The sequence below is a fragment of the Streptomyces sp. NBC_00310 genome, assembly GCF_036208085.1.
Lineage (GTDB): Bacteria > Actinomycetota > Actinomycetes > Streptomycetales > Streptomycetaceae > Streptomyces.
The window spans coordinates 242,330-266,197 of sequence record NZ_CP130714.1 but is presented as its reverse complement, the minus strand read 5'-3'; the positions used below and the strand labels follow the sequence as shown (position 1 = coordinate 266,197).

The window sequence follows — 23,868 nt, the reverse complement described above, 5'->3', positions numbered from 1 at the left end:
GGACGCCCGAGCCGAGGAACAGGCAGACCGTGAGCAATCCCCAGCAGCCGGCCGAGTCGCGGGACGCCGGCGCTTCGACGGGCGAGCCGCTCGCCGACGACCCGACGGCGGACATCGACCTGTGGTCCACCGACCCACCCGACACGCCGCCCGTCTCCCGTGGCGACGATCCGGCCGTGGCGGGTACGGCAGGAGCGGACGACAAGGGGCAGCCGTCCCCCGTCGGCCGCCTCGCCGCGACCGTGGAGCGATTGCGCCGGGAGGTGCAGGCGGCCCAGGCGGAAGCGGACGGGCGTGCCGTGATCGAGCTGGCCAAGGGCATCCTTGTCGAGCGGCTCGGGTGCGGCCCGGCCCAGGCGGCACGTCAGCTCGCCGAACTGACCGAGCAGGCGGGCATGACACCGCTCGAATTCGCCGTCGAGGTCATCAACCAGGCCGCGCGCGACCGGCTCTCCGAAGTGACGACCACCTTCCTCGCGACCACCGCGAACGATGGCGACCCCACCGACCCGTCGGGGAGCGGCTCCCCCGCCGTACGGTTGCGGACCGCCGAGAGCGGTGCGCTGGCCGCCGACGACGCACAGGCCGTGGCCGACTCCCTGCTGGAACACGCCCTCACGCCGCTCGGCGCGGAAGCCGTGGCCATCTGGGCGCTGGGCGCCGACGGCTCCCTCACCCTGGCGGGAAGCGCCGGATTCTCGGCCGCGGAGGCGGCACGCTGGCGGTACGTGCCGCCGGGCGTGGTGACGGTCGCACGGCGCGGGCTCGGCGAGCGGACGGGCCAGTGGATCGGCTGCCTGTCGGAGACCGGCCTGCCCTCCATCGGCCGGAACCACCACCCCGAAGGCGGCCGGGTCGCCGTACCCGCGGGCACCGGAGGCCGGATCCACGGAGTGCTGGAAATCGTCTGGCCCACACGGCTGGAAGCCCAGCCTCCGCAGATCGTCCGCCAGATCGAGGCCCTGGCCGAGCTGTGCGCGCACACGCTGGAGATCTACGCCCCGCCCCACCCCGACGGCGAAGCGCGGCCCGGGCCCCTGCCGGACGTCGCCGAACTGATGGCCCTCACCGACGGCCTCCATGACCCCGCGCTGGTGCTCGTCCCGCACCTGGACGCCACCGGGGAGCTGATCGACTTCCGCATCCACCATGTCAACAGCCGCTTCCTCGACCCGGGAGGCCGGCCACGCGGTGTCGTCAACGGGGCCCTGCTCCTGGAGACGTACCCGATGGCCGCCGGCGAGAGCGAGCTGTTCGAGCAGATCGAACGTGTCTACGCCACGGGCGAGCCGTTCCGCGCCCGCCGCATGCGGCTCACGGCCCTGGTGGAGGATGTCCCGCTGGCGGCGGTCGCCGACGTCAACATCAGCCGGCACGGCGGCTGCGTCCTCCTCATCTGGCGCATGGAGGACGAGACCGCACGGCTGGCGAACCTGTTGCAGCACGCCCAGCGCCTCGGCCGCATCGGCGGGTTCGAGGAGAACCTCCTCACCGGCGAGATCACCTGGAACGGCCAGCTCTACAGCCTCTACGGCAAGCCCTCAGTCAGCGGCCCGGTCCCGCTGGAGGACCTGCCCGCCCACGCCCACCCCGACGACGCCGTCGCCATCGGCAGGTTCCTGCGCACCCTCCTGCACCACCGTCGCCCCGCGTCCGCCGCCTTCCGGCTCCAACGGCCCGACGGCGTGACCCGGCACATCCGCGTGGTGGCCGAGCCGGTCCTCGACTCCGACGGCCGGCTGTTCGTCGTCCGGGGCGCCTACCAGGACATCTCCGCCCACCACTGGACGGAGGTTGCCCTCGCCGCCACCCGCGACCAGCTCGCCCACTCCGAGCAGCAGGCGAGCGAACGCAACCGGCTCACCCTCCAGCTCCAGCACGCGATCATGCCCCCGGCGCAGGCCCCGTTGGAGGCCCCCGGACTGCGCGTGGCCGTTCGCTACCGGCCCGCGGAGACCCAGCACCTGGTGGGCGGCGACTGGTACGACGCGGTGGTGCTGCCGTCCGGGCTGGTGCTGCTGTGTGTGGGAGACGTCGCCGGACACGGCATCGAGGCCGCCACCAGCATGGTCGTCCTGCGCAACGCGCTGCGCGGGCTCGCCGTGACGGGGGCAGGACCGGGGCAGTTGCTGTCCTGGCTCAACATGGTGGCCCACCATCTGACCGGAGCCGTCACCGCCACGGCGGTCTGCGGCCTGTACGACCCCGACCGCCACACCCTGCGCTGGGCCAGGGCGGGCCATCTGCCGCCCGTCCTGGTGCGCGCCGGCGAAGCGACACAGCTGCCCTTGATCAAGGGCCTGCTGCTCGGTGCCCTGCCCGAGGCGACGTACGAGGAACACGAGGCCCAACTGGCCGTCGACGACACCCTGCTGATGTACACGGACGGCCTGATCGAACGCCGTGACCGGTCCGTGGAGGAATCCCTGGCCCAGCTGCTGACGGCCGCGCGCACGGTGCCGCCCACACTCGACCAGCAGCTGGACCGCCTGCTCACCTACAGCAAGTCCGACACGGACGACGACACCTGCCTCGTGGGCGTCCGGGTGGCCTAGATTCCCTCATCGCCGTGCTGAACGAGCTCTGCCCGCACGTGGCGGACGGCCCTCTGCCGGTAGGGGTGCGGAACCTGGCCGCCACAGGCCTTCGGGGCATCCGGCGGGCAGCCCGCAGCCGTCCTCGCAGCGTCGTGACGGCAGGGACTTGGTCGACGGGACGTCTGCGAACACCGTGGGCGGGCACACGGTGTGTAGGAGTCGGCCTTGGACGGGAGGACGGAGGAACCGGTGGCGATCAAGGCGATGGGCTGGGCACATTCGTTTCCCGTGTCAGGAGGTGTGCACGCCGGTCGGCGGTGGACGCGAAGGCAGCTGGAGTCCCTTCCGTGGACCGCGGCTGAGCCCGAGACGGTGGACGCTGTCGTCCTGACGGTGTCCGAACTGCTCACCAACGCACATGTCCACGCGCACAGCGACGCGCATCTGATCCTCACCTGGGACGGGGACTGCCTGCAGGTGAGCGTCCACGACGAGGACCCGACACTGCCGCTCCAGCGCAACCCCCAGGCGGGTGAGACCTCCGGTCGCGGAGTGGGGATCGTACGGATGCTCGCCGACGAGCTGGAGATGAAGTGCCAGCGGCACGGCAAGACGGTCTCGGCGTGCTTCCGCCCGGCCGGTGCCGACCGGCCGCGCGACAGCTGAGCGCTCCCGGGTTCAGTTCGTGGTGAGCATGCCCCGGCGCAGGCGGGTCAGGGTGCGCGAGAGCAGGTGGGAGACATGCATCCGGGAGCAGCCGAGGTCCTCGGCGATGAAGTCCGCCGGCGCCGCCTCCCCGGTCTCGTCACCGTTGACGGCGGCGTCGAGCGAGGAGGAGCGGGCATCCCTGACGGACAGGCGGGCACACGATCCCCCTTGCGCCGGCGGGCTATACGATGACGTGTCCGTAGCCCGCCGTCCCGTAGGCGCGGTACGGCGGAGAGACGGGGAGCGCCGTTCAACGGCACTGAGGCAGGGGAGAGAACGTGGAAGCCTCCCACGACGTGGACAGGCTGGTCTTGGCGGCGTCGCGCGGCGGCGCCGTGCTGGAGATCCGCTCTCTGTCCGGTCGCCCTGGGATTCGTGCCGCTGGAGAGATCAACGTGATCACCCGTTCTTTTTGGGAACAGGCCTTGGAGGATTTGGCGAACGCCCACACGGACGTCTCCTTCGTGGAACTGTCCGACCTGATGTCCATCGATGTGGGCGGCGCGGCGGCGCTGGCGGTCACCGCCCAGCAGTTGGGTACCGGGCGCATCGTCGTGGACCGTCCGCCGCCGGAACTGGAACGGCTCCTGGACATGTTCTGGCCCGGCCTTGCGATGATTGAGGTGGCGGGGCGATGAGTACGGCCACCGACAGTGATCCCTTTGTGCACCCCGCGCTGTTCTACCGGGGCACGGAGCAGTACACGGCGGGCACGGTGCCGTTCCTCGAGGAGGGTCTGGCCGCCGGAGAGGCCGTCGCGGTCGCCGTGCCCGGTCCCAACCTCGAGCTGATCAAGGCCGAACTGGGAGCGAGTGCCGCCGAGGTCACGCTCCTCGACATGACTCGGGCGGGCCGCAACCCGGGCCGGATCATCCCCGGTGTGCTGCGTGCCTTCGCCGACGCCCACCCGGCCGGCCGGGTGCGGATCATCGGGGAACCGATCTGGGCCGGCCGTTCGGCCGTGGAGTACCCGGCGTGCGTCCAGCACGAGGCTCTCATCAACGCTGCCTTCCAGGGCCGCGAGGTGACGATCCTCTGCCCGTACGACGCGGACGGCCTGGCGGCGGAGGTGCTCGCCGACGCCTACGCCACCCATCCCGTCGTCATCGACGCCGGCGTCGAAATGACCAGCGACGCCTACGATCCCGAGCGGGTCGTCGCCCACTACAACCAGCCGCTCACCTACCCGCCCGGAGCGGCGTCCTTGACGTTCGACGCGGAAGGACTCCCGCAGGCCCGCTCTTTCGCGGTCCAGGAAGCCAAGCAGTTGGGCCTCGCCGGTGACCGGCTGCAGGATCTGACGCTGGCGGTGGCGGAGCTGACCACCAACAGCGTGGTGCACGGCGGCGGTTCGGGGACGCTGCGGATCTGGGCCGAGGGCGAGCAGATCGCCTGCGAGGTCCGCGACGGCGGTCGGCTGGCCGATCCACTGGCCGGCCGTCGGCCGCCGGCACGCGACCAGCTGGGCGGACGCGGCCTGATGCTCGTCCACTACATCTCCGACCTCGTACGCCTCCACACCGCCCAGGACAGCACCACCATCCGCTTCTACCTCGGCCGTTGACCGCCCCGCCCCGCCGAAGCGGGCCGCCGTTCGTGGCGGTGGCCTCCCTCAGCGCCACGAGGGAGGCCGTCGCGCGCCGGACCCGTCGACGGTGGGGGAGCACGGCGAGACGGGTGAGCGCACCGGCTCGATAGAACCCTCCGGACCTGGGCAGACGCTTCTTGATCTTCATTGGCGTCCTAGGGGAGGAAGCATCACCATGGCCGTACCCGCACGAGGTCCGCGTTCCGTGCGCCGCTCCCGCCGGTTCGAACTCCGGGCGACGGCCCTGTACTTCGTCCTGCTCGCCGTCCTCCTGACATTGGCCGGTGCGGTCGCCCGTACCGTGACGGCCGTCGTGGAACGCCGTCCCGCCTGGGCCGTGGTGCTCGTCCTCGTGGGTGCCGCCTGTCTCGTGGCCGGGTTCCGCAGGGGGCGCCGGATATCGGCGGCGAGGCTCGCGCGCCGTGCCGCGGAAGCACTGGACGAGGCCACGGAGACGGCGGTCGAAGCCCTCGACTCCGCTCCGACCGCGCCGGCCACCGGCCCCGCGACAGCTCGGACCGAGCCCTGGGACGGCCGCCTCGACGGGGAACGGACCGTGCTCCTCCCCGGGACGGTGGAGGAGATGTCCGCGGACACCCGGGAGATCGGCCACGAGGCGCTGGACCCCGACGAGTTCGAGCAGGCCGTAGCCGAGCTGTGCCGCCGTGACGGCTGCCTCGATGTGGACGTCGTGGGCGGGGCCGGTGACCTGGGCGCCGACGTCGTGGCGAGGACGCCCGACGGACGCCGGGTCGTCATCCAGTGCAAGCGGTACGGCGACGCCAACCGAGTCGGCTCCCAGGACATGCAGCGGTTCGGCGGCACCTGCTTCACCGTTCACGAGGCCGATGTCGCCGCCGTGGTCACCACCAGCGACTTCACCACTCCCGCGATCGAGTACGCCGAGCAGTGCGGCATCGTGTGCGTCGACGGGCGACAGCTCCTGCGCTGGCAGGACGGCGTGGGGCCACGACCGTGGGAGCCGGAGTTCGTGGCCGACGGGCGAGCGGCGGAGCATCCGGATGCCGACGCGGACGCACCGCGGCGCGCCGACGAATGACGTGGGGGCGGTCTACCGCCGCGTCCCCGCCCCTTCGGCGCCGACATGGCGCTCGATCCAGTCGGCGGCCGTCCGGCGGAAGAGCTTCCGGCTGTCCGCGCGCAGGAAGTCGTGGCCCTCGTCGCGCAGCATCAGCAGTTCGGCCTCCAGACCACGCTCGCGGGCCGCGCGCACGAACTGCTCGGATTCGCCGAGCGGCACATTGGTGTCGTGCTCACCGTGGACCGCGAGGAGCGGCACGCGCAGTGCGTCGACACGGGTCATCGGGGACAGCGCGCGCAGCAGCTCACTGTCGTGTTCCGGGTGCCCGTACTTGTGGGCGGCCGATTCCGCGATCCACGGCTCCGTGCCGGCGTAGAAGGTCGCGAAGTCGGACATGCCGCAGGCCGCCACGCCGGTCCGGAAGAGGTCCGGGTGCCAGACGAGGGAGGCCATCACCAGATAGCCGCCGTACGAGCGTCCCATGACGGCCAGCCGCCGCGGATCGGCGAGACCGGCCACGACGACGTGGGCCGCGCAGTCGGCGACGTCCTCGATCGCGGCGAACCGACCCGTGCCGAGGTCGGCGTCGACGAACGACCGGCCGTGCCCCGACGAGCCGCGCACATCCGGAGCGAAGACATCGAGCCCCCGGCCCAGCAGTTCGTGATAGAGCGGGTTGAACACCGGACGTTCCTGCTCCTCCGGCCCGCCGTGCAGATGGATCACGCAGGGCGCCGGCTCCCCGGAGCCCCGGCCCGGCGCCCGGTAGTACCAGCCGTTCAGTGGCAGCCCGTCGCGCGCCGTCAGCCGCAGCGGTACGGGACGCACGGGTGGGCGGCCGGGCGGGACGGCGTCCTCGTCCCGCGACGACCACTCGGTCCGCCGCGCGGTGCCCTCGGACCACCACCACACACCGGGGCGGCGCTGCGAGCCGGACAGTGCCAGCACCAGCCCCTCCCGGCCGCCGACCTGCGGGATACGTGTCACCACCTCATGCGGAAGCGGCACCGTCCGCGGCGGACCCACCCGCGCGTCCCCGGCGGATGCCGCCGTGACGGCGGTGACCTCCAGCTCGCTGGCTCCGCGCACGTTCCAGGCCAGGACCGCGGTGTGCCCGTCGCGGCCGAGGGCCAGCAGCTCCAGTCCGCTGTCCGCGCGCTCCGCGGCGACGGTCAGCGCCAGTCGTTCCCCTCCGGGATCGAGGCGGACGGCGAACAGCGCGGCGAACTCACGCGCCGCGTCGCTGCGCAGCCACAGCGTCGTGCCGTCCGGGGAGAACCGGCCGATCCACGGATCGCCGTCGGCGACCGGCAGGGCGAAGGTGGTCCGCAGATCGGTGGTGCGCACGACGAGGGCTTCGCGGCGGCCACGCGGCCCCCGGCGCAGAAGTGCCAGCCGTCCGTCCCGGCTGATGTCGCACACGCGCAGGGTGGCGGCGTCGCGTTCGACGGCCAGCAGAGCGGGAGCCGCCACGCCCAGGGGATCGACGAGGTAGGCGGCCAGCCCTCCGCCGGCTGTCCCCTCCGGGGCCACCTCGCCGACTTCCTCCTCGCGGGGCCCGGGCACCCCCCTGCCACGGCGGAACTCGTCGTCCGTGCCGACACGTTCGGGGGGCGCGTCTCCCAGGAGCCCTGACTGCCCGCCTCCGGACGTGTCCACCGGCAGGGGGACGCGGGCGGTCCCGCCCCCTCCTCCCGGGACGCGGGCGGCGGGACCGGCGTCGCCGTGGTGCGGGCCGCCGAGCAGCACGGCCCGGCCGTCCCGGGTGGCCCAGCCCGCGGGACGGCGGACGGTGTACGTGTGCTGGTCGGCGAGGCCCGGCTCCGCATGGGGGAGCCACTCCTCCGTCTCCGCCCCGCCCGGCGCGAGAACCGGCTCGGCGACGGTCACGGCGACAGCCGAGCCGTCGTGCTGCCAGCAGCCCAGATAGGCGGAACTGCCGGGCTCGGCACCGGCGAGGAGGCGCCGTCCGGTTCCGTCGGGGCGCACACACAGCACCCGGGTGTGTTCGCCGCCTCCCGGGGCGGTGGTGTAGGCGATCCAGCGTCCGTCGGGCGACCAGGCCACCTCCTTGACCGGGTGGGGATCGGAGTCCAGCAGGTGGACCTCGTGTCCGCCGACCGGTCCGGTCCACAGCTGGGGAACCCCGCCGCGGTCGCAGATGAAGGCGACGTACCTGCCGCTCGGATCCACCGACGGATACCAGCAGCCATGGGACTTCAGCGGCTGCGGTGTGTCCAGCGGTCCGGCGGTGTCGGGCAGCGGGACCGGCACCGGGGCCATGGAGGCCGGCATCGGCGCTGTGGCCGTCCCCGCGCGACCCCCGGCCGGCACCGCGGAGGCGGCGTCGTGGTCCTCGGGCAGCCACGGCAACCCGTCGACGACGTCTTCGCCGGCGGGGCAGTGGAAGCGGGATCCCGTGCGCGGGTGCGACGGGGCCTGCGTCGTCGGGCGTGGGGGAGGGGTCCCCTGCGCCCCCGTCACCTGATTCCGTGCGTTTGCAGCCATATCTCCAGCAAAGCTACCTGCCACAGTTCGTTCGCCCCACGCTTGGTGCGGTGCTCGTCCGGCGCCGACAGCAGTCTGGCCACGTACGCGTCCCGGAAGACACCCCGTGACCTGGCCTCGGGCGCCGACAGAGCCTCACGGACCCGCCCCAGGACGGGGCCCGCCATGTGTTTGACGGCGGGGACCGGGAAGTAGCCCTTCGGCCGGTCGACGACCTCCGCGGGCAGGACCCGGCGGCCGGCGGCCTTGAGGACTCCCTTGCCGCCGTCGGCGAGCTTCAGCTCCGGCGGGCAGACGGCGGCCAGCTCCACGAGGTCGTGATCGAGGAACGGGACGCGGGCCTCCAGCCCCCAGTCCATGGTCATGTTGTCGACGCGTTTGACCGGATCGTCGACGAGCATCACCTGGGTGTCGAGCCGCAGCGCCGCGTCGAGAGAGGTCTCGGCGCCCGGGTGCGCCATGTGCTCCCGTACGAAACGGCCGGACATGTCGTGATCGGGCATCAGGTGAGGCTGCAGAATGCCGGTGAGGTCGGTGTGCGGCCGGTCGAAGTAGGTCTCGGCGTACGCCTGCGGTGCCTGCTCCCTCGGGACGGCGGCCATGTCCGGATACCAGTGGTAGCCGGCGAAGACCTCGTCGGCGCCCTGGCCGCTCTGGACGACCTTCACCTCCTTCGCCACCTGCTCCGCCAGCAGATGGAAGGCCACCACGTCATGGCTGATCATCGGCTCGCTCATCGCCTCGATCGCGGCGTCCAGCGCCGTCGACACCCGGTCCGAGGGCACCATCAGCTGGTGGTGGTCCGTGCCGAAGTGCCGGGCGACCAGGTCGGAGTAACGGAACTCGTCGCCCTCCTCGCCGCCCTCGGACTCGAAGCCCACGCTGAACGTCGCAAGATCGCGCTGCCCTTCGTCGGCCAGCAGTGCCACGATCAGGCTGGAGTCCAGGCCGCCCGACAGGAGGACACCCACGGGCACGTCGGCGACCATGCGCCGGCGTACGGCCGTGCGCAGCGCGTCGAGCACCGCGTCACGCCAGTCGTCCGCGCCCAGCTGCGCGTCCTGAGGCCTGCGGGTGTACGACGGCTGCCAGTACCGGATGTCGCGGTGGCGGCCGTCCGGCTCCACGACGCGCACCGTGGCCGCGGGCAGCTTGTGTACTCCGGCGAGGACGGTGCGGGGCGCGGCCACCGTGGCGTGCCAGCTCATGTACTGGTGCAACGCGACCGGGTCGAGCGAGGTGTCGATGCCGCCGCCCGCCAGCAGGGCCGGCAGCGACGAGGCGAAACGCAGCCGCCCCGGTGCCTGAGCCAGATACAGCGGCTTGATGCCCAGCCGGTCGCGGGCCAGTACGAGGCGGCCGGTGGCCTGTTCGACGATGACGAAGGCGAACATGCCGTAGAAGCGGTCGACGCAGTCGGTTCCCCACTGCTGGTACGCCTTGAGCACCACCTCGGTGTCGGAGCCGGAGAAGAAGCGGTGGCCGAGAGCGCGCAGCTCCGCGCGCAGCTCTTTGTAGTTGTAGACGCAGCCGTTGAAGACACCGGCGATCCGCCCCGCAGGGTCGGTCATCGGCTGGGCTCCGCACCCGGACAGATCGATGATCTTCAGTCGCCGGTGCCCCAGGGCGACGGCGTCCTGCGACCACAGGCCCCTGCCGTCGGGTCCGCGGGGGGCGAGTCGGTCGGTCATGCGCTCGACGGCTGCCAGGTCGGGCCGTCCGCCGTCGAAGCGGATCTCTCCGCTGAGGCCGCACATCAGGCCGCACCTCCTCGCAGGGGGCGGTTGTCGGCCGTGCTCGGAGGCGGAGCCTCGGGCGAGCACGAGACGGTCGGTTTAGTGTCCGTGTCGGTATCGCTGCTGGGCATACGAGCCACTCCTTGATCACGGATGGCACCGGCGCCACGGGGCGGACGACGGTTTCTCCGTCCGGGTTCTCCGCGCTGTGGGCTGCTGCGGGTGACGGCCGGTGCCGGCCTGTCTGCACTGCCGCGCGGGTGTCAGCCGCCGATGGTCTCCACCGAGAACCCTGCCGAAGCCCCCGCCGGGCCCGCACCGGCTGCCGCGACGGGCCGCCGGCGCACGGCTCCGGGACCGACGCTCCGCCCATGCTCGCCCCGGGTCTCGGCGGCCATCGTCGCGACACATGCGGGCAGGCCCGCTTCCTCGGCGACCTCGCGCAGGCGGTGGGCCGCGCTGCCCCGAGCCAGCGCCTCTTCCATGAGCACGCGTACGGTGTCCCAGTCGCCGAGGGCCTCCAGAAGCGGGCGCAGCCTTCGGAGCATGGCGCGCAGGACGGTCGGGGCCGGCGCGGCGACACGGGTGACGGGGTCGACCAGCGTGCCCTCCAGACCCGCCTGGGCCGCACGCCAGACCGCTGCCCGGAACCATTCGTGCCTGCCGTCACAGATCCACCCGTGCTGCTCCAGCCGGATTCGTGCCTCCTCGACCAGGGCGCGGAACAGCCCGGCGACGAGGACGACCGTCTCGGTGCGCGGGCAGGCGTCGCAGATGCGTAGCTCCAGGGTTCGCTGGTGATTGCTCGGCCGTATGTCGTAATAGACCATTCCCGGGTCCGTGATCACGCCGGAGCGGATCAGGCCCTCGACCGCGGCGTCGTAGTCGGCGGCTCCGGCGAAGCAGCCGACCGGGCCGGAGGTCGGCCAGCGCTGCCACAGCATCGTGCGCCAGCTCGCGTATCCGGTGTCCGCGCCGAGCCAGAACGGCGAGCTGGCGGACAGGGCCAGCAGCGGGGCCAGCCACGGCGAGACGGCGCACATGATCCGGACGGCCGTGTCACGGTCGGGTACGTCGACATGGACCTGCGCGCTGCAGACGAGATGCTCGTCGGCGACCTGGCGGTATTCGTCGACCATGTGCCGATAGCGGAAATCAGGGGTCGCGTCACCGGGCGTCACCCGCGCGAACGGCACGGTCCCGGCCGCGACGACGGCCAGCCCCAGCCCGGAGGCCGCCCGGTCCAGCCGCCGCCGCGCCCCGGACAGATCGGCGTGCAGGGATTCCAGCGACTCGTGCACCTGGCTGTTCCACTCCACCGCCGACCGCTGCAGCTCGGTCGTGAACTCGGATCTGTGCAGGCGACCGAGGACCGTACCGGCACCCGGGACCAGCCGCCCGCTCTCCGCGTCCAGAACATGGAACTCTTCCTCTACGCCTACACGAACGGTCACGGCCTCTCCCTCATCCGTACCCGAGATCGTCCGCCGGGCCGGAGCCCTGCGGCGACCGTTGCGGAGGCCGAGTTCCCGGCAAATGCGTAGATAAGCCTCACCGGTGGACTTCCGCCGCCGTCGTGCCCCGTACGAGCGCTTTCCTGGCGTGCGGCGGCCCGGCAACCGCAAGGCCTGGGGCCCGGGCGAAGGCCGGGGGCGGCATCTCGCTCGGGCGGGTACCTCGGACTGGTCCACCCATCCTCTTGACCTTGGAGAACAGGCTCAGGGGGCTGGTTCAGGTGTGGTCGGTGCAGGGCGGGCGGTAGTCGAGACCGGGGAAGTGGCGGGACCACTGGGCGCGGCTGATGGGGGTGCGGACGTGTGTGCAGGCGTGCGCGTGCGCCCTGCTCAGGTCGGTGTTCCAGATCTCGATGGTGTGGTCGTTGCTCAGGGTCACGATGGTGCCGTGTGCGGTGAGAGGGAGTACGGTCGCGAGTCCTCCGGAGAGGCCGGTGAGGGAGGCGCGTTCGGCGGGGCGCGGACGGTCGGCTGTTTCCCAGAGGCGTACGGTGCCGTCCAGGGCGGCCGTGACCGCCAGGCGGCTGTCGGGGGTGAATTCCACTGACGTGATCACGTCGGTGTGGCCTTGGAGTCTGCCCAGTCGTCGGGGATGGCGCGGATCGGTGACGTCCCACAGGAATGCCGTGTGGTCGTCGCTGCCGGAGAGGAGGGTACGGCCGTCGCGGCTGTAGGCGAGGGCGTCGACGAAGTTGTCGTGTCGCTCGAGAACGGCGATGACGGACGCACGGCGGGGGTCGGTGACGTCCCACAGGCGGACGGTGCGGTCGTCGGAGCCGGAGGCCAGGGTGGTGCCGTCGGGGCTGAAGGCCACCGGTTTGACGTTGAGCGTGTGGCCGGTGAGCTTGTTCAGGAGGCGCGGCCGGGCCGGGTCGCCGACGTTCCACAGTCGGACGGTGTGGTCGTAGCTGCCGGTGGCGAGCGTCCGGCCGTCCGGGCTCACGGCCAGCGAGAAGATGAAGTCGGTGTGGTGCGTCGGCGTACGGGAGAGCGGGCGTGGCTCCTGCGGGTCGGTGACGTCCCACAGCCGGATCTCACGGTCCTGGCCGGTGCCGATCAGCGTGTCCCCTCGTGGGCTGAAGGCCAGGTTGACGGCACTGCCGGAAGGGTCGTCCACGGTTCCCAGGACAGCGGGGTGCTGGGGATCGGTCAGGTCCCACAGCCGGAGACTGCCGTCGTCGCACGCGGTGGCCAGCGTGCGGCCGTTGGGGGTGACGGCCAGGGCGTGGACATGACGGTCCAGCGTGCGTGGCGCCACGCTGAGCAGTCCGTCGCGGGTGGCCTGGTTCGACTCCAACTGGTGTGCGGCCAGGGCGAGCTGGGCAGCGAGCGAGCGGTCGCGGGCACGCAGCGCCGTCGAGGCGTCGGCGGCTTTGAGAGCGAGGGCGTGGTTGCGCTGCGAGGTGACGATCCGCTGGGAGCGCACCGCGAAGCCGACGGCGGACGCGGCACAGAGCAGCAGGACGACGAGGGCCGCGACGAGCCGGCGCCGACGGCGGACGCGGTGACGAGCGCGCAGCGCCTGTGCCCGTTCCGCGGTCTCGCTCGCGTCGAGGAAGGCGCGTTCCCGGGCGGTCAGCGCCTCTTCGGGAAGATCCTTGGCGGCGGCCAGACGCGTGCCCCGGTAGAGGGTGTCGGGATCACGGTCCAGGGATTCCCAGACCGCGGTGGCCTCGGTGAGGGCGCGGTGCAGCCGCAGGCGGTCCCGGTCCTCGTTCAGCCAGCGGCCGAGGCGGGGCCAGCAGCGGATCAGGGCCTCGTGGGTGATCTCGACGTGGTCCCGGTCGACGGTCAGCAGACGTGCCCGGGTGGCCTGTTCGAGGACCAGCGCGGTGTCACGGGTGTCGTCGAGTTCCTGCCGCGGTACACGGCGCTTGGTGTCCTCGGTGCCCTCGCCCAGGGCGATGAGCCGCAGGAAGAGCTGTCGGGTGATGCTCCGCTGGGTGTCGCTCAGGTCTGAGTGGAAGGCTTCGGCGGTCTGGGCGAGGGCGCCTTCGAAGCCGCCCGCCGCCTGGAATCCGGCGAGGGTGAGGGCGTTGCCGCGCCGGCGGTGCCAGGTCTCCAGAAGCGCGTGCGAGAGCAGGGGCAGCGCCCCGGACCGGCCGTGGGCGTCGGTGGTGAGCGCCGCGAGGAGGGCCCCCTCGACGGTCAGTCCGGCGCGGGCGGCGGGCCTGACGATCGCCGCCCGCAGTTCGTCGAGGGTCATCGGGCCGACGGGGAGGTGAGCCTCGGCCAGGACGTCGACGAGGGCGGGCAGCCGGGTGCAGTGCGTGTAGAAATCCGACCGCACGGCCAGGGCGACCCGGCAGCGGCTGCCGGAGGTGTGTGCGGCGTGCAGGAGTGCGGCGACGAAGGCCTCGCGTTCCTCCGCGTCGTGGCAGAGGGTGAACACCTCCTCGAACTGGTCCACGATGACGATGAGTTCGTCGGCCGGGTCCGGCGAGCCGGTCAGGATCTGGCGCACCACGCGGTGCAGCGTGCGCGGCTCCGAGGCGAGTTCGGCACACACCGACCCCGGTGTGAGATGCGCGCGGGCCGCCAGCTGGATCGCGCATTCCTCCAAGGGATGGGGGCCGGGCGTCATCACCAGGGCGGGTTTTCCGGAGAAACAGGGGAGAACCCCGGCGCGCAGCACCGAGGACTTTCCGGATCCCGAAGCCCCGAACAGAACAAGGAATCTCTTTTTATTCAGGTGTTCGACCAGTCTGGTCGTGAGATTCTCACGGCCGAAGAACGCGTCCGCGTCAGCCTGTTGAAAAGAGGCCAGACCCACATAGGGCGCGGAAGTCGTGTCGTCGGCCCGGTCCGGGACCGCGCCTACCGTCCCGGCGGCGCATTCGGTGGCTGTCCTGCGCCAGATCGACTCCCATTCCCGCTCGTCACCGCCGCAGGCGCGGACGTAGGCGAGGGTGACGGCCAGGGTGGGCAGTCGGCGTCCCGCCGCGGCGGCGGAGAGCGCCGCGATCGAATAGTGCGCCCGCCGCGCGAGGTCCCGGTAGGTCGGACTACCGGCCTGCTCCCGCAGCTTCCGTAATTGCGCGGCGAAATCCGACAGCGGACCGCCTTCCGCTTCCAGTGGACGCTCTCCACGTGGCACCTGCACGCACCTCCCCGAGCCATTCGGGATTGTTCACCATGCGTTTGTTCAGCGCCAGTCCGCCGATCGTGAACAACGAACAGCGGATACAAACGGTGCATCAGGTCCCGCACCGAGGCCGAAAAGCCCTTGCATATCGGGTATCGGCCCGCGCCGCAGCCGGGCGGTGCGCGGCACCGGAGTGCGCGACTCCGGTTCCACGACTTCGATGCCACGACGCCGACGCCACGACACCGATGCGGACCCGGACCTGCCGAGAGGCAGCACACAGATCCGCGGCAGACACGACACATCGCGGCGAGCACGACCGATCCGCGAGCACACCCGAATTGGGAGGACACATGAACGCATACACGCGCCAGTGCGCCGGACGGCCGGCCGGGGCCGTGGGCACCCCGCCCCCGCTGACCGGCCCGCTGCGGGCCACCGGTCCGGACGAGAACACCGCGGGGCGCCGCGATCCGGACCGGCTGGGCGGATTCGCCGCCGGGCAGCTGGGACGGCTGTGCGACGTCGCCGGGATCGACGCGCAGCGACGAGCCGCCCACCAGCGGGTGCTGGTCGAACTGCTGGGCCCGGCCGCCGCACAGTCCTTGGCCGGCCCGCCGCCTTCACCGTCGTTCGTCTCCGACGATCACACGCCGGTGGAGTACTCGCTGACTTTCCCCGCCGGAGCCGCCCCCGTACTGCGGGTGCTGGTCGACCCGGGGTGCGCCGCCCGCGCCCTGCCGGACAACGCCCGGACGGCATGGGCCGCCGTGGGGCGGCTGGCCGCGCGACGGGGGGTCGGGCTCGACGGGCTGACGCGCGTGAGCGACCTCTTCCTGCCGCCGGTGCCGGAGGGGCCGCTGACCCTGTGGTGCGCCCTCGAACTGCGGCCAGCCGGCCCACCGGGACTCAAGCTGTACCTGAACCCCGGCGCGCGGGGCGCCGAGCGGAGCATGGAGACCGTCGGCGTGGCCATGGCGAGGCTCGGCCACGCACGGGCCTTCGAGCCCGTGCGGCGTTACCTGGAGCCCCGCTTCCCCGAGCGGGCCACCTTGATGTTCTTCGCCCTGGACGTGGGCCCGTGGGCCGAGCCACGGGTGAAGGCCTACGTCGTCCACCAGCACGCCACGGCAGCCGACGCGGCGGACGCGGCCGGCCTCGTGCCCGGGGCGTGCCCCGACCGTGTGGCGGATCTGTGCCGCCGGGTCAACGCAGACGAGCCCTTCAGCCGGCTTCCCCTCATCTCCTGCTACTCGTTCACCGGCGCGGACGCCGGCCGTCCCACCGGCCACTGCATCCATGTCCCCGTCCGCGCCTACGTCCGCGACGACCGGGCGGCACGCGACCACGCCGTGCGGCTCCTACGGCAGTACGGCGTCGACAGCGCTCCGCTCGACCGAGCCCTCGCCGCGCTCACCGACCGGGACCTGAGCGCGGGGGTGGGTCTCATCTCGTACCTGAGTCTCGTCCAGGCGGGCCGTCAGGCACCGCGGATCACCACCTACTTCTCCTCCGAGGCGTACCGCGTCTTCCCGCCACGGGAGGACACCGGATCCAGCGCCCCGGCCGATGGCCGGCCGGCCGCAGCCCGCACCGGCCAGATCCGCACGAGTTAGTCCCGCACCGGCCAAGTCCCGTCAGTCAAGTCCCGTCAGTCAAGTCCGATCAGTCAAGCCCGCACCGCTCGGCCGACCCGTCGGCCGACGGATACCCGAAGGGAAAACCGACCGTGGAGCCGTACCGGATCAAGGTCGTCGAGCCGATCCCCGTCACCACCCGCGAGCAGCGGCAGGCCGCCCTCGACCGCGTCCACTACAACCTCTTCGACCTGCGCGCCGACGAGGTCACCGTCGACCTGCTCACCGACTCGGGAACCGGCGCGCTGTCCGCCGCCCAGTTGTCCGCCGCGATGAACGGCGACGAGTCCTACGCGGGCTCACGCTCCTTCCACCGTTTCCACGACACCGTCCGGGAGCTGACCGGCTATCCGCACATCCTGCCGGTGCACCAGGGACGGGCGGCCGAGCGGCTCGTGGCCTCGACGCTCCTCGGCCCCGGCAAGGTCTTCGTCAGCAACACGCACTTCGACACCCTGCGGGCCAACGTCGCGCTGCGCGGGGGCGAGGCCTGGGACCTGCCCTGCCCCGAGGCCCTGGACCTGGACAGCAGCGAGCCGTTCAAGGGGAACATCGACACCGCCCGCCTGAAGGCCGTCCTGGACGGACCGGACGGCTCCCGTGTCGCCGCGGTGATCATGACGCTCACCAACAACGGCGGCGGGGGCCAGCCGGTGTCCATGGCCAACCTGACGCTGGCCTCCGCGCTCTGCCGGGAGCACGGCGTGCCCCTGCTGCTGGACGCGGCGCGGTTCGCGGAGAACGCCTGGCTCGTCACCCAACGGGAGGCCGCCTACCGCGACCACAGCCCGCGGCAGGTCGCCGAGGAAGCCTTCCGGCTCGCCGACGGCTGCATGATGAGCGCGAAGAAGGACGGCATCGCCCACATCGGCGGCTTCCTGGGCCTGCACGACACCGGCCTCGCCCGGCGCTGCGAACTGCTGCTCATCGCCACCGAAGGCTTCCCCACCTACGGCGGACTGGCCGGACGGGACCTGGACATGGTCGCCCAGGGCCTGAGCGAGGTCACCGATCCGGGGTATCTGCGGGCGCGGGCCGAGGACACCGCGTACCTGGCGGACCTCGTGCGGTCGGCGGGGGTCGACATCGTCGAGCCGCCCGGGCTGCACGCGCTCTACCTCAACGCCGGCCGTCTGCTGCCGCACATCCCGCCGCACCGGTTCCCCGGTCAGGCGCTGGCCTGTCGGCTGTATCTGGAGGGCGGCATCCGCGGCGTGGAGCTCGGCTCCCTCTACCTGGGCACGGAGGACGAGCACGGCAACCCGCTCACCAGCGCGCCGCACGAGTTGCTGCGACTGGCGATTCCGCGCAGGACGTACACCCGTGGCCACTTCGACCACGTCGCACGGACGCTGGCCCGCACGGTCCGCGACGCCCACCTCATCCCCGGTCTGCGGATCACCGAACAGCCCGACTCCCTACGGCAGTTCCGGTCCAAGCTCGCCCCCGTCGCCCTCTAGGCGTGGCCTCGCCGGCAGCCCTCCTCGGGCATCCCCTCACGAAAGGCCCTCCACCACATGGGACACGAGCAGCGAGTACGCACCTTCTACGACTACGCCGGACCCGCCTACGAGGCGCTCACGGACGACACCTGGCACCACGGCGACCCGGCGGCGGAGGCACGCGGCCTGCCGCCCCGGCAGGCCGCCCGGGCACTGGAGGAACGGCTGGTCCGCCTGGCCGGGCTGCGGCCGGGCGACAGGGCACTCGACTTCGGCAGCGGCGTGGGCGGGCCCACCCTGCACATGGCCGCCCGCACGGGGGCGACCTTCGTCGGGCTGTCCAACAACGAATGGCTCTCCCAGCGCGCCCGCAGACTGGCCGCCGAGCGGCAACTGGCCGACCGGGTGCAGTTCCTCACCGTCGGCGACGAGGACTACACGACCCTCGCCGCCTGGCCCGACATGAGCTTCGACGCCATCACCTTCTACGAGTCCGTGTGCCATCTGCCGCGCAGAGAACGCTTCTTCCGATCGGCCCACCGGCTCCTGAAACCAGGAGGGACCCTCGTCGGTGTCGACTGGCTGCAACGCCCGTTCGGCCCTCATCGCACGCCGGAGGCGATCGCGCACTTCATCGACCCGGTCAACGACACCGTCTGCCTCGCCGGCCTCGGCACCCTCCACGACTACGAGTCGATGCTGGAGGACGCCGGATTCCTCGTCACCCTCGCCGAGGACCTCTTTCCCGGCATCCCCTGCTGGGGCAGCACCCCGCCCAAGGACCGGCCGAAGTGGCTCGGTTACGACGGCCCCGGGGCCGAACGGATCCAGGCCGGCAAGCACGCCCTCGACGCCGCACGCGGCGCCGGCGTCTTCACCGTCGGGGCCTTCGCCGCCCACCGTCCCGATTCCGTGACCTGAACGCCGTCTTTCCGGGTGGGGGAGGGGCGGCCGGGGCGGTCAGGATCCGCACGTGAACGGCTGTCGGTGCCGAGGATCGCGACGAGGACGAGGCGTCGGAGCGACACGTCAGGCCGCCGAGGACGACTGCGACACCCGGCTCCCGTCTCTCGCCTCGCTACTCGGCGTCGGCGACGACCGAGCCCACCCGCTCGGCCAGCCCGGGATCACGGCGGACCAGGACGGCCGCGTAGCCCACGGCCGCGACCAGGGCGGCCAGTGCCGCGTACGGGAACCAGCTGTACGGGGCGGGCTGGCCCGGCTTGGCGAGGTAGTACAACGGCACGAGGATGGCGAGGGCGCCGATCGAGGGCAGTACCAGGTGCCGTACGGTCCGGAACTCCTGCGGGCGGTATCTGCGGTAGTACAGCGGCAGGGCGATGTTGGACGCGAGGTAGACCAGCAGGATCAGGATGGCGCCCAGGCTCGAGGACTCCGTGAAGAAGACCACGGGGTTCATCGAGCCGCCGTCGGAACCGAGCAGGTGACCCAGTCCCCAGCCTCCGATGATCAGCAGCGCGGTGACGGTGAAGGTGACGATCGCGTTGTTCGGCGTTCGGCGCGTGGGGTGCACATAGCCGAAGAAGGACGGCAGCAGCCCCTCGCGCCCCGCGTTGAACACTAGGCGGGCCTGGGAGTTGATGCCCGCGATCAGTACGCCCAGCGTGGAGGTCAGGCCGCCGACGTAGGCGAGGATCGCCAGTGCGCCGAGGGTGTGCTGGGCGACGTCGATGAAGGGGATCCGGGAGGCGCCGAGCCGCTCCACGTCGTAGCCGAAGCCGGTCACCGTGGCGTAGGAGAAGAGGATGTAACTGACGGTCATGATCGCGACCGAGGAGAACACGGCGCGGCCGACGTTGCGCCGCGGGTTCTCCGTCTCCTCGGCGAGCGCCGCCGAGTTCTCCCAGCCGATGAACAGGTACACCGCCAGCGGGAAGCCGGCTGCCAGCCCGCTGAGACCGTGGGTGAGGTGGCCGGGCATGAACGGGGCGGCGGACAGATCGCCGCGGTGCTCGACGATCGCCGCGACCGAGACCACGACGAGCACCAGCATCTCCACGCCGAAGAAGTAACCGGCCCACTTGGTGGAGACCACGATCCCGCGCAGCATCAGCACCACGGACAGCCCGGTCAGCAGCAGCGTCCAGATGATCCACGGCAGGTCCACGCCCGTGTAGTGGTGCAGGGTGATCTGCACGAAGCCACCCGAGATCGCGATCACCGAGGCCATCGCGATGATGTAGCCGAGTCCGGCCAGCAGGGCCGTGGTCACCGCGCTGACCGGCCCGAACGTCCGGCCGACGAAGGTGATGAAGCTGCCCGCTGAGGGGTGCGCCCGGGAGAACTCGGCCAGTGTGTTGCCGAGCAGCGCGACCGCCACCCCCGCCGCCACGATGGTCAGCGGGGACGCGACCCCCGCGGTGGTGGCCAAGAAGGCGAAGCCGAAGAAGAAGCTCATCGCCGGGCCGACGTTGGCCATCGTGGCGGCGGCGATGTCGGCCATGCCCAGGACGCCGCCGCGCAGACGCTGCGGCGGGCCGTCGGCGGGGCCCGACGTCGACGACGGGCCGACAGCTCCGGGGTCAGGCATGGCGATAGTTCCTTTTGCGAGGTGGCGGTCCCGGCGGGAGACGCGGGGACGGGGACGGGGGCGGGGACGGGGTCAGTTCGGTCCGGCGTGCCGGTGTGCCTTCACCGCGTGCACCGCCGGGTCCATCGCGCCACGGGCGAGTTCGACGAGCAGGTCGGCGTGGCAGCGGTTGCGGGCCCGTACGACCGAGGCATCCGGCGCGGGCCCCAGCAGGCACTGCCGACCGAGCAGGTCCGCGGCGAACTCACGGATCCCGACGCCACCGAGGGCCTCCGCTAGGTCGAGATGGAAGCGGGTCTCCAGCTCCAGCAGCCGGGCCGGATCCTCGGCATCGTCCATCTCCTCGACCAGCGCCCGCAGTCCGTCGAGCCGCCCGTCCGGGACCTCGCCGGAGCTGTGGGCCACGAGTCCGCATTCGAGCAGCAGATGGAAGGAGTCCAGCGAGGCCGCCTCGTCGACGTCGTGCAGCACGGCGACGACCGTGTCCCAGTCCGGCGCGACGAAGGTCCCGCCCGCCCGGCCCCGACGACGGTCGAGCAGACCGTCCTGACACATGGCCTCCAGCGCGCGGCGCACGGTGATCTCGCTGATCCCCAGTTCCTCGGCGAGGACGCCCGCGTCCGGCAGTCGGTCGCCCGGCGCCACGGACCTCAGACGCAACCGCAGGGCGATCCTGGACCTGACCAGTTCCGCTCCCGTGGGTCCCCGACCGGCCAGGACGCGGGTGTCCCACGCCCCGCCGAGCGGCGCGGGCCGCGCGGGCGCCGGCTGGTTGTAGGGACCGAACTTGCCCGCTGCATTCACCACGACGCCACCTTAACGGCCTGCTGGGCGTGGGCACGGCGCACGGCGACGGCATCCGTTCGTAAGGCTCTCGCGACCATGCCGCGGTGTGGTGCATGGGGACTCCCCAGGGGACCGGAACACGGGGACGACACGGTGGCAGCCACGGAGGACGGAGGACGCCGTCCGCGCTGCACGAAAAATAGAGCAAGGTGAACAGTTAAACAAGTCTTGTTCTTTTCGATCGTACTGAACTAATTTCCAGACGCCCTGGTCCGCACTCCCTCCATGGATGTCGAGATGACCACAACCGTCCCCAAAAGCCCTCCCACAGAGCCTCAGTCCGGCCTCCAGGCCGGACTGAAGAGCCGCCATCTGTCGATGATCGCCATCGGCGGTGTCATCGGCGCCGGCCTGTTCGTCGGCTCCGGCTCCGGCATCGCCGCCGCCGGCCCCGGCATCCTGATCTCGTACGCCCTCGTCGGCGTCCTGGTCGTTCTCGTGATGCGCATGCTCGGCGAGATGGCCGCGGCCAACCCCACCTCCGGCTCGTTCTCCGCCTATGCCGACCGTGCGCTCGGCCGCTGGGCCGGCTTCACCATCGGCTGGCTGTACTGGTTCTTCTGGGTCGTGGTGCTCGCCGTCGAGGCGACCGCCGGAGCCAAGATCCTTGCGGGCTGGATACCGGCGGTCCCCCAGTGGGGCTGGGCCCTGATCGTCATGATCGTCCTCACCGCCACCAACCTCGTCTCGGTGAGCTCCTACGGCGAGTTCGAGTTCTGGTTCGCCGGCATCAAGGTCGTCGCGATCGCAGCGTTCATCGTGGTCGGCGGCCTCGCCCTCTTCGGCCTGCTGCCCGGCTCGGACCACCCGGCGTCCGGCTTTTCCAACCTCACCGCGCACGGCGGCTTCCTGCCGAACGGACCCGGAGCGATCCTCACCGGCGTCCTGATGGTCGTCTTCTCCTTCATGGGCAGCGAGATCGTCACCCTGGCGGCGGGCGAGACCGCCGACCCGCGAGCCGCCGTCACCAAGTCCACCAACAGCGTCATCTGGCGGATCGCGGTGTTCTACCTGGGCTCGATCCTGATCGTGGTGTCGCTGCTGCGCTGGGACGACCCGGCGATCCTCAAGGACGGCTCGTACGTCGCCGCCCTGAGCTCCATCGGCATCCCGCACGCCGGCCAGATCATGAACGCCATCGTGCTGACCTCGGTGCTGTCCTGTCTCAACTCCGGCCTGTACACCGCCTCGCGCATGGCCTTCTCCCTCGGCCGGCGCAGCGACGCCCCGGCCGGCTTCGGGCGGACCACGGGCAGCGGAGTCCCGCGGGCGGCCATCCTGGCCTCGGTGGTCTTCGGCTTCGTCGCGGTCGCCTTCAACTACCTGTGGCCGGACACCGTCTTCCAGTTCCTGCTCAACTCCTCCGGCGCGATCGCCCTGTTCGTCTGGCTGGTCATCTGCTTCTCCCAGCTGCGGATGCGCAAGATCATCGAGCGGGAGTCGCCGGAGAAGCTGGTCGTCCGGATGTGGCTCTACCCCTACCTGACCTGGGCCACCATCGCCCTCATCACCTTCGTCCTGGGCTACATGCTCACCGACACGGCCGACGGCGGCGGCCGTGACCAGGTCGTCCTGTCGACCCTGGTGGCCGTGGGTGTGGTGGCCCTCGCCCTGATCCGCCGACGCCGGTCCGCCCGAAACGAGACAGGGACGCCGGACCGCGTCACCCTGTCGTAGGCGCACCTGCTCCGGTTCCGACCGCCGTGGTGGTGGCACGCGTCCTTCCGGCCGTGCCACCACCACGGCATCGGTCCGATCCAAGGCGGACGGCCCGAACCGCGCAGGCCGTCGGTCGCGCAGGTCGCGCAGGTCGCGCAGGTTGCGTCGGGCGCGTCGGCACCGCGGTGCCCGGTGTCAGGTGCGGCGGCCGATGGCGACGTAGGTGTTGCCGAAGAAGCGGAGGTCGGTCAGGGCCTGTTCGACCTGGTGGAACGCCTCGTCCCAGCGGGCGATGTCGTCCGGGGTGACAAGGCCCTCGGCGAGCAGGGCGTCACGGGCGGCCCAGGCGGGACCGCGCATACCGGGCGGGGGCGTCATGACGTTGATATGGCCCTCGTAGGCGATGACTTCGAGACCGGCGGCGGTGAGGAGCTTGTCGAGCCGGGTGCCGACGGCGAGGTCGTTGCCCCGGCGTCGGTGCAGCTCGCGGTAACGCTCGTCCATCTCGTCGTACGTGGCGGGCGCGCCCCGCAGCCGGAAGCCGGTCGCGTCGACGTCGACGAGGTACACCGTGCCGCCGCCGGGCCTGGCCAGCTCGGCGAGATGGTCCACGATCGCCTGTTCCCGGCCGCCGTTGTGGGCGAGCACGTGCCGGAGCATCACCACGTCGAACGAGCCCTCGGCCAGCCCGGTGGCGTCGGCGGATCCGGTGCCGGTGTGCACGGGGACGCCGGAGCGTTCGGCGAGCGCGGCGGCGACGGCCAGCGCGTCAGCGTCGCGGTCCACGGCCCAGACGGCACCGTCGGGGGCGACGATGTCCGCCAGCCGCACCGAGAGCGCGCCCGGCCCGCACCCCACGTCGGCGATCCGCGCCCCGGGAGCCACCCCGGCGGACGTCCACAGCTCGCGTTCACGCCGCTCGGCGATGTCGGCCATGAGCCGGTAGCGCGCGATCTCCGAGTCGTCGAGGGTCAGTGAGTAGTCGGCCACTGGGGTTCCTCCCATGGTTCGTCGG

The 23,868-nt window shown here is 71.8% G+C and carries 16 protein-coding genes; 9 read left to right on the top strand and 7 right to left on the bottom strand.

Going from position 1 to position 23,868, the window contains the following annotated elements; genetic code table 11:
* Positions 1-29: 29 nt before the first annotated feature.
* The 5 genes from OG202_RS00980 to OG202_RS00955 all read left to right on the top strand — a co-directional run bounded on the left by OG202_RS00980 (position 30) and on the right by OG202_RS00955 (position 5,893).
* Positions 30-2,555, top strand: coding sequence for a SpoIIE family protein phosphatase (locus tag OG202_RS00980; protein WP_405892184.1), 2,526 nt, complete (start codon positions 30-32; stop codon positions 2,553-2,555).
* A 231-nt stretch (positions 2,556-2,786) separates the two neighbouring features.
* Positions 2,787-3,203, top strand: a complete 417-nt coding sequence (locus OG202_RS00975; protein WP_327732383.1) for an ATP-binding protein — start codon at positions 2,787-2,789, stop codon at positions 3,201-3,203.
* Between the two features lie 320 nt (positions 3,204-3,523).
* Positions 3,524-3,883 carry a hypothetical protein gene (locus OG202_RS00965; RefSeq protein WP_326573281.1) on the top strand — a complete coding sequence of 120 codons (360 nt, stop codon included), beginning with the start codon at positions 3,524-3,526 and terminating at the stop codon, positions 3,881-3,883.
* On the top strand, positions 3,880-4,809 hold the full coding sequence (locus tag OG202_RS00960) for a sensor histidine kinase (RefSeq protein WP_326573279.1): 930 nt from the start codon (positions 3,880-3,882) through the stop codon (positions 4,807-4,809). The genes OG202_RS00965 and OG202_RS00960 overlap by 4 nt, the downstream gene beginning before the upstream one ends.
* A gap of 199 nt (positions 4,810-5,008) precedes the next feature.
* Positions 5,009-5,893 (top strand): restriction endonuclease, encoded by an 885-nt coding sequence (locus OG202_RS00955; protein WP_327731940.1) that lies wholly within the window; start codon positions 5,009-5,011, stop codon positions 5,891-5,893.
* 12 nt (positions 5,894-5,905) lie between these two features.
* On the opposite strand, the gene OG202_RS00950 is transcribed toward OG202_RS00955, so the two are convergent.
* The 4 genes from OG202_RS00950 to OG202_RS00935 all read right to left on the bottom strand — a co-directional run bounded on the left by OG202_RS00950 (position 5,906) and on the right by OG202_RS00935 (position 14,730).
* Positions 5,906-8,383 carry a S9 family peptidase gene (locus OG202_RS00950; protein ID WP_405892180.1) on the bottom strand — a complete coding sequence of 826 codons (2,478 nt, stop codon included), beginning with the start codon at positions 8,381-8,383 and terminating at the stop codon, positions 5,906-5,908.
* Complete coding sequence (locus tag OG202_RS00945; protein ID WP_328222145.1) at positions 8,356-10,140, bottom strand: N-acetylglutaminylglutamine amidotransferase; 1,785 nt, start codon at positions 10,138-10,140, stop codon at positions 8,356-8,358. Before OG202_RS00945 ends, OG202_RS00950 begins: the two co-directional genes overlap by 28 nt.
* A gap of 242 nt (positions 10,141-10,382) precedes the next feature.
* Complete coding sequence (locus OG202_RS00940) at positions 10,383-11,573, bottom strand: carboxylate-amine ligase (RefSeq protein WP_327731941.1); 1,191 nt, start codon at positions 11,571-11,573, stop codon at positions 10,383-10,385.
* 277 nt (positions 11,574-11,850) lie between these two features.
* On the bottom strand, positions 11,851-14,730 hold the full coding sequence (locus OG202_RS00935) for an nSTAND1 domain-containing NTPase (protein ID WP_327731942.1): 2,880 nt from the start codon (positions 14,728-14,730) through the stop codon (positions 11,851-11,853).
* Positions 14,731-15,071: 341 nt separating this feature from the next.
* Here OG202_RS00935 and OG202_RS00930 point away from each other — a divergent pair, with 341 nt between their 5' ends.
* The 3 genes from OG202_RS00930 to OG202_RS00920 all read left to right on the top strand — a co-directional run bounded on the left by OG202_RS00930 (position 15,072) and on the right by OG202_RS00920 (position 18,718).
* On the top strand, positions 15,072-16,334 hold the full coding sequence (locus tag OG202_RS00930) for a tryptophan dimethylallyltransferase family protein (RefSeq protein WP_328222144.1): 1,263 nt from the start codon (positions 15,072-15,074) through the stop codon (positions 16,332-16,334).
* Positions 16,335-16,447: 113 nt separating this feature from the next.
* Positions 16,448-17,815, top strand: a complete 1,368-nt coding sequence (locus OG202_RS00925; protein WP_327731945.1) for a tryptophanase — start codon at positions 16,448-16,450, stop codon at positions 17,813-17,815.
* 57 nt (positions 17,816-17,872) lie between these two features.
* The gene (locus OG202_RS00920) at positions 17,873-18,718 is read left to right on the top strand and encodes an SAM-dependent methyltransferase (protein ID WP_327731947.1); all 846 of its coding nucleotides are present in this window, start codon (positions 17,873-17,875) and stop codon (positions 18,716-18,718) included.
* A gap of 157 nt (positions 18,719-18,875) precedes the next feature.
* Here the strand turns inward: OG202_RS00920 and OG202_RS00915 are convergent, their stop codons facing one another.
* Positions 18,876-20,348, bottom strand: a complete 1,473-nt coding sequence (locus OG202_RS00915) for an APC family permease (protein ID WP_327731948.1) — start codon at positions 20,346-20,348, stop codon at positions 18,876-18,878.
* 72 nt (positions 20,349-20,420) lie between these two features.
* Positions 20,421-21,155, bottom strand: coding sequence for a FadR/GntR family transcriptional regulator (locus OG202_RS00910; protein ID WP_326573265.1), 735 nt, complete (start codon positions 21,153-21,155; stop codon positions 20,421-20,423).
* A gap of 276 nt (positions 21,156-21,431) precedes the next feature.
* Here OG202_RS00910 and OG202_RS00905 point away from each other — a divergent pair, with 276 nt between their 5' ends.
* Entirely contained in the window at positions 21,432-22,871 is a 1,440-nt protein-coding gene (locus tag OG202_RS00905) for an amino acid permease (RefSeq protein ID WP_326573263.1), read from the top strand.
* 177 nt (positions 22,872-23,048) lie between these two features.
* Here OG202_RS00905 and OG202_RS00900 read toward each other — a convergent pair whose 3' ends face one another.
* A complete protein-coding gene (locus OG202_RS00900) occupies positions 23,049-23,858 on the bottom strand; it encodes a methyltransferase domain-containing protein (protein WP_327731949.1) in 810 nt (269 codons plus the stop codon).
* Positions 23,859-23,868 lie beyond the last annotated feature (10 nt).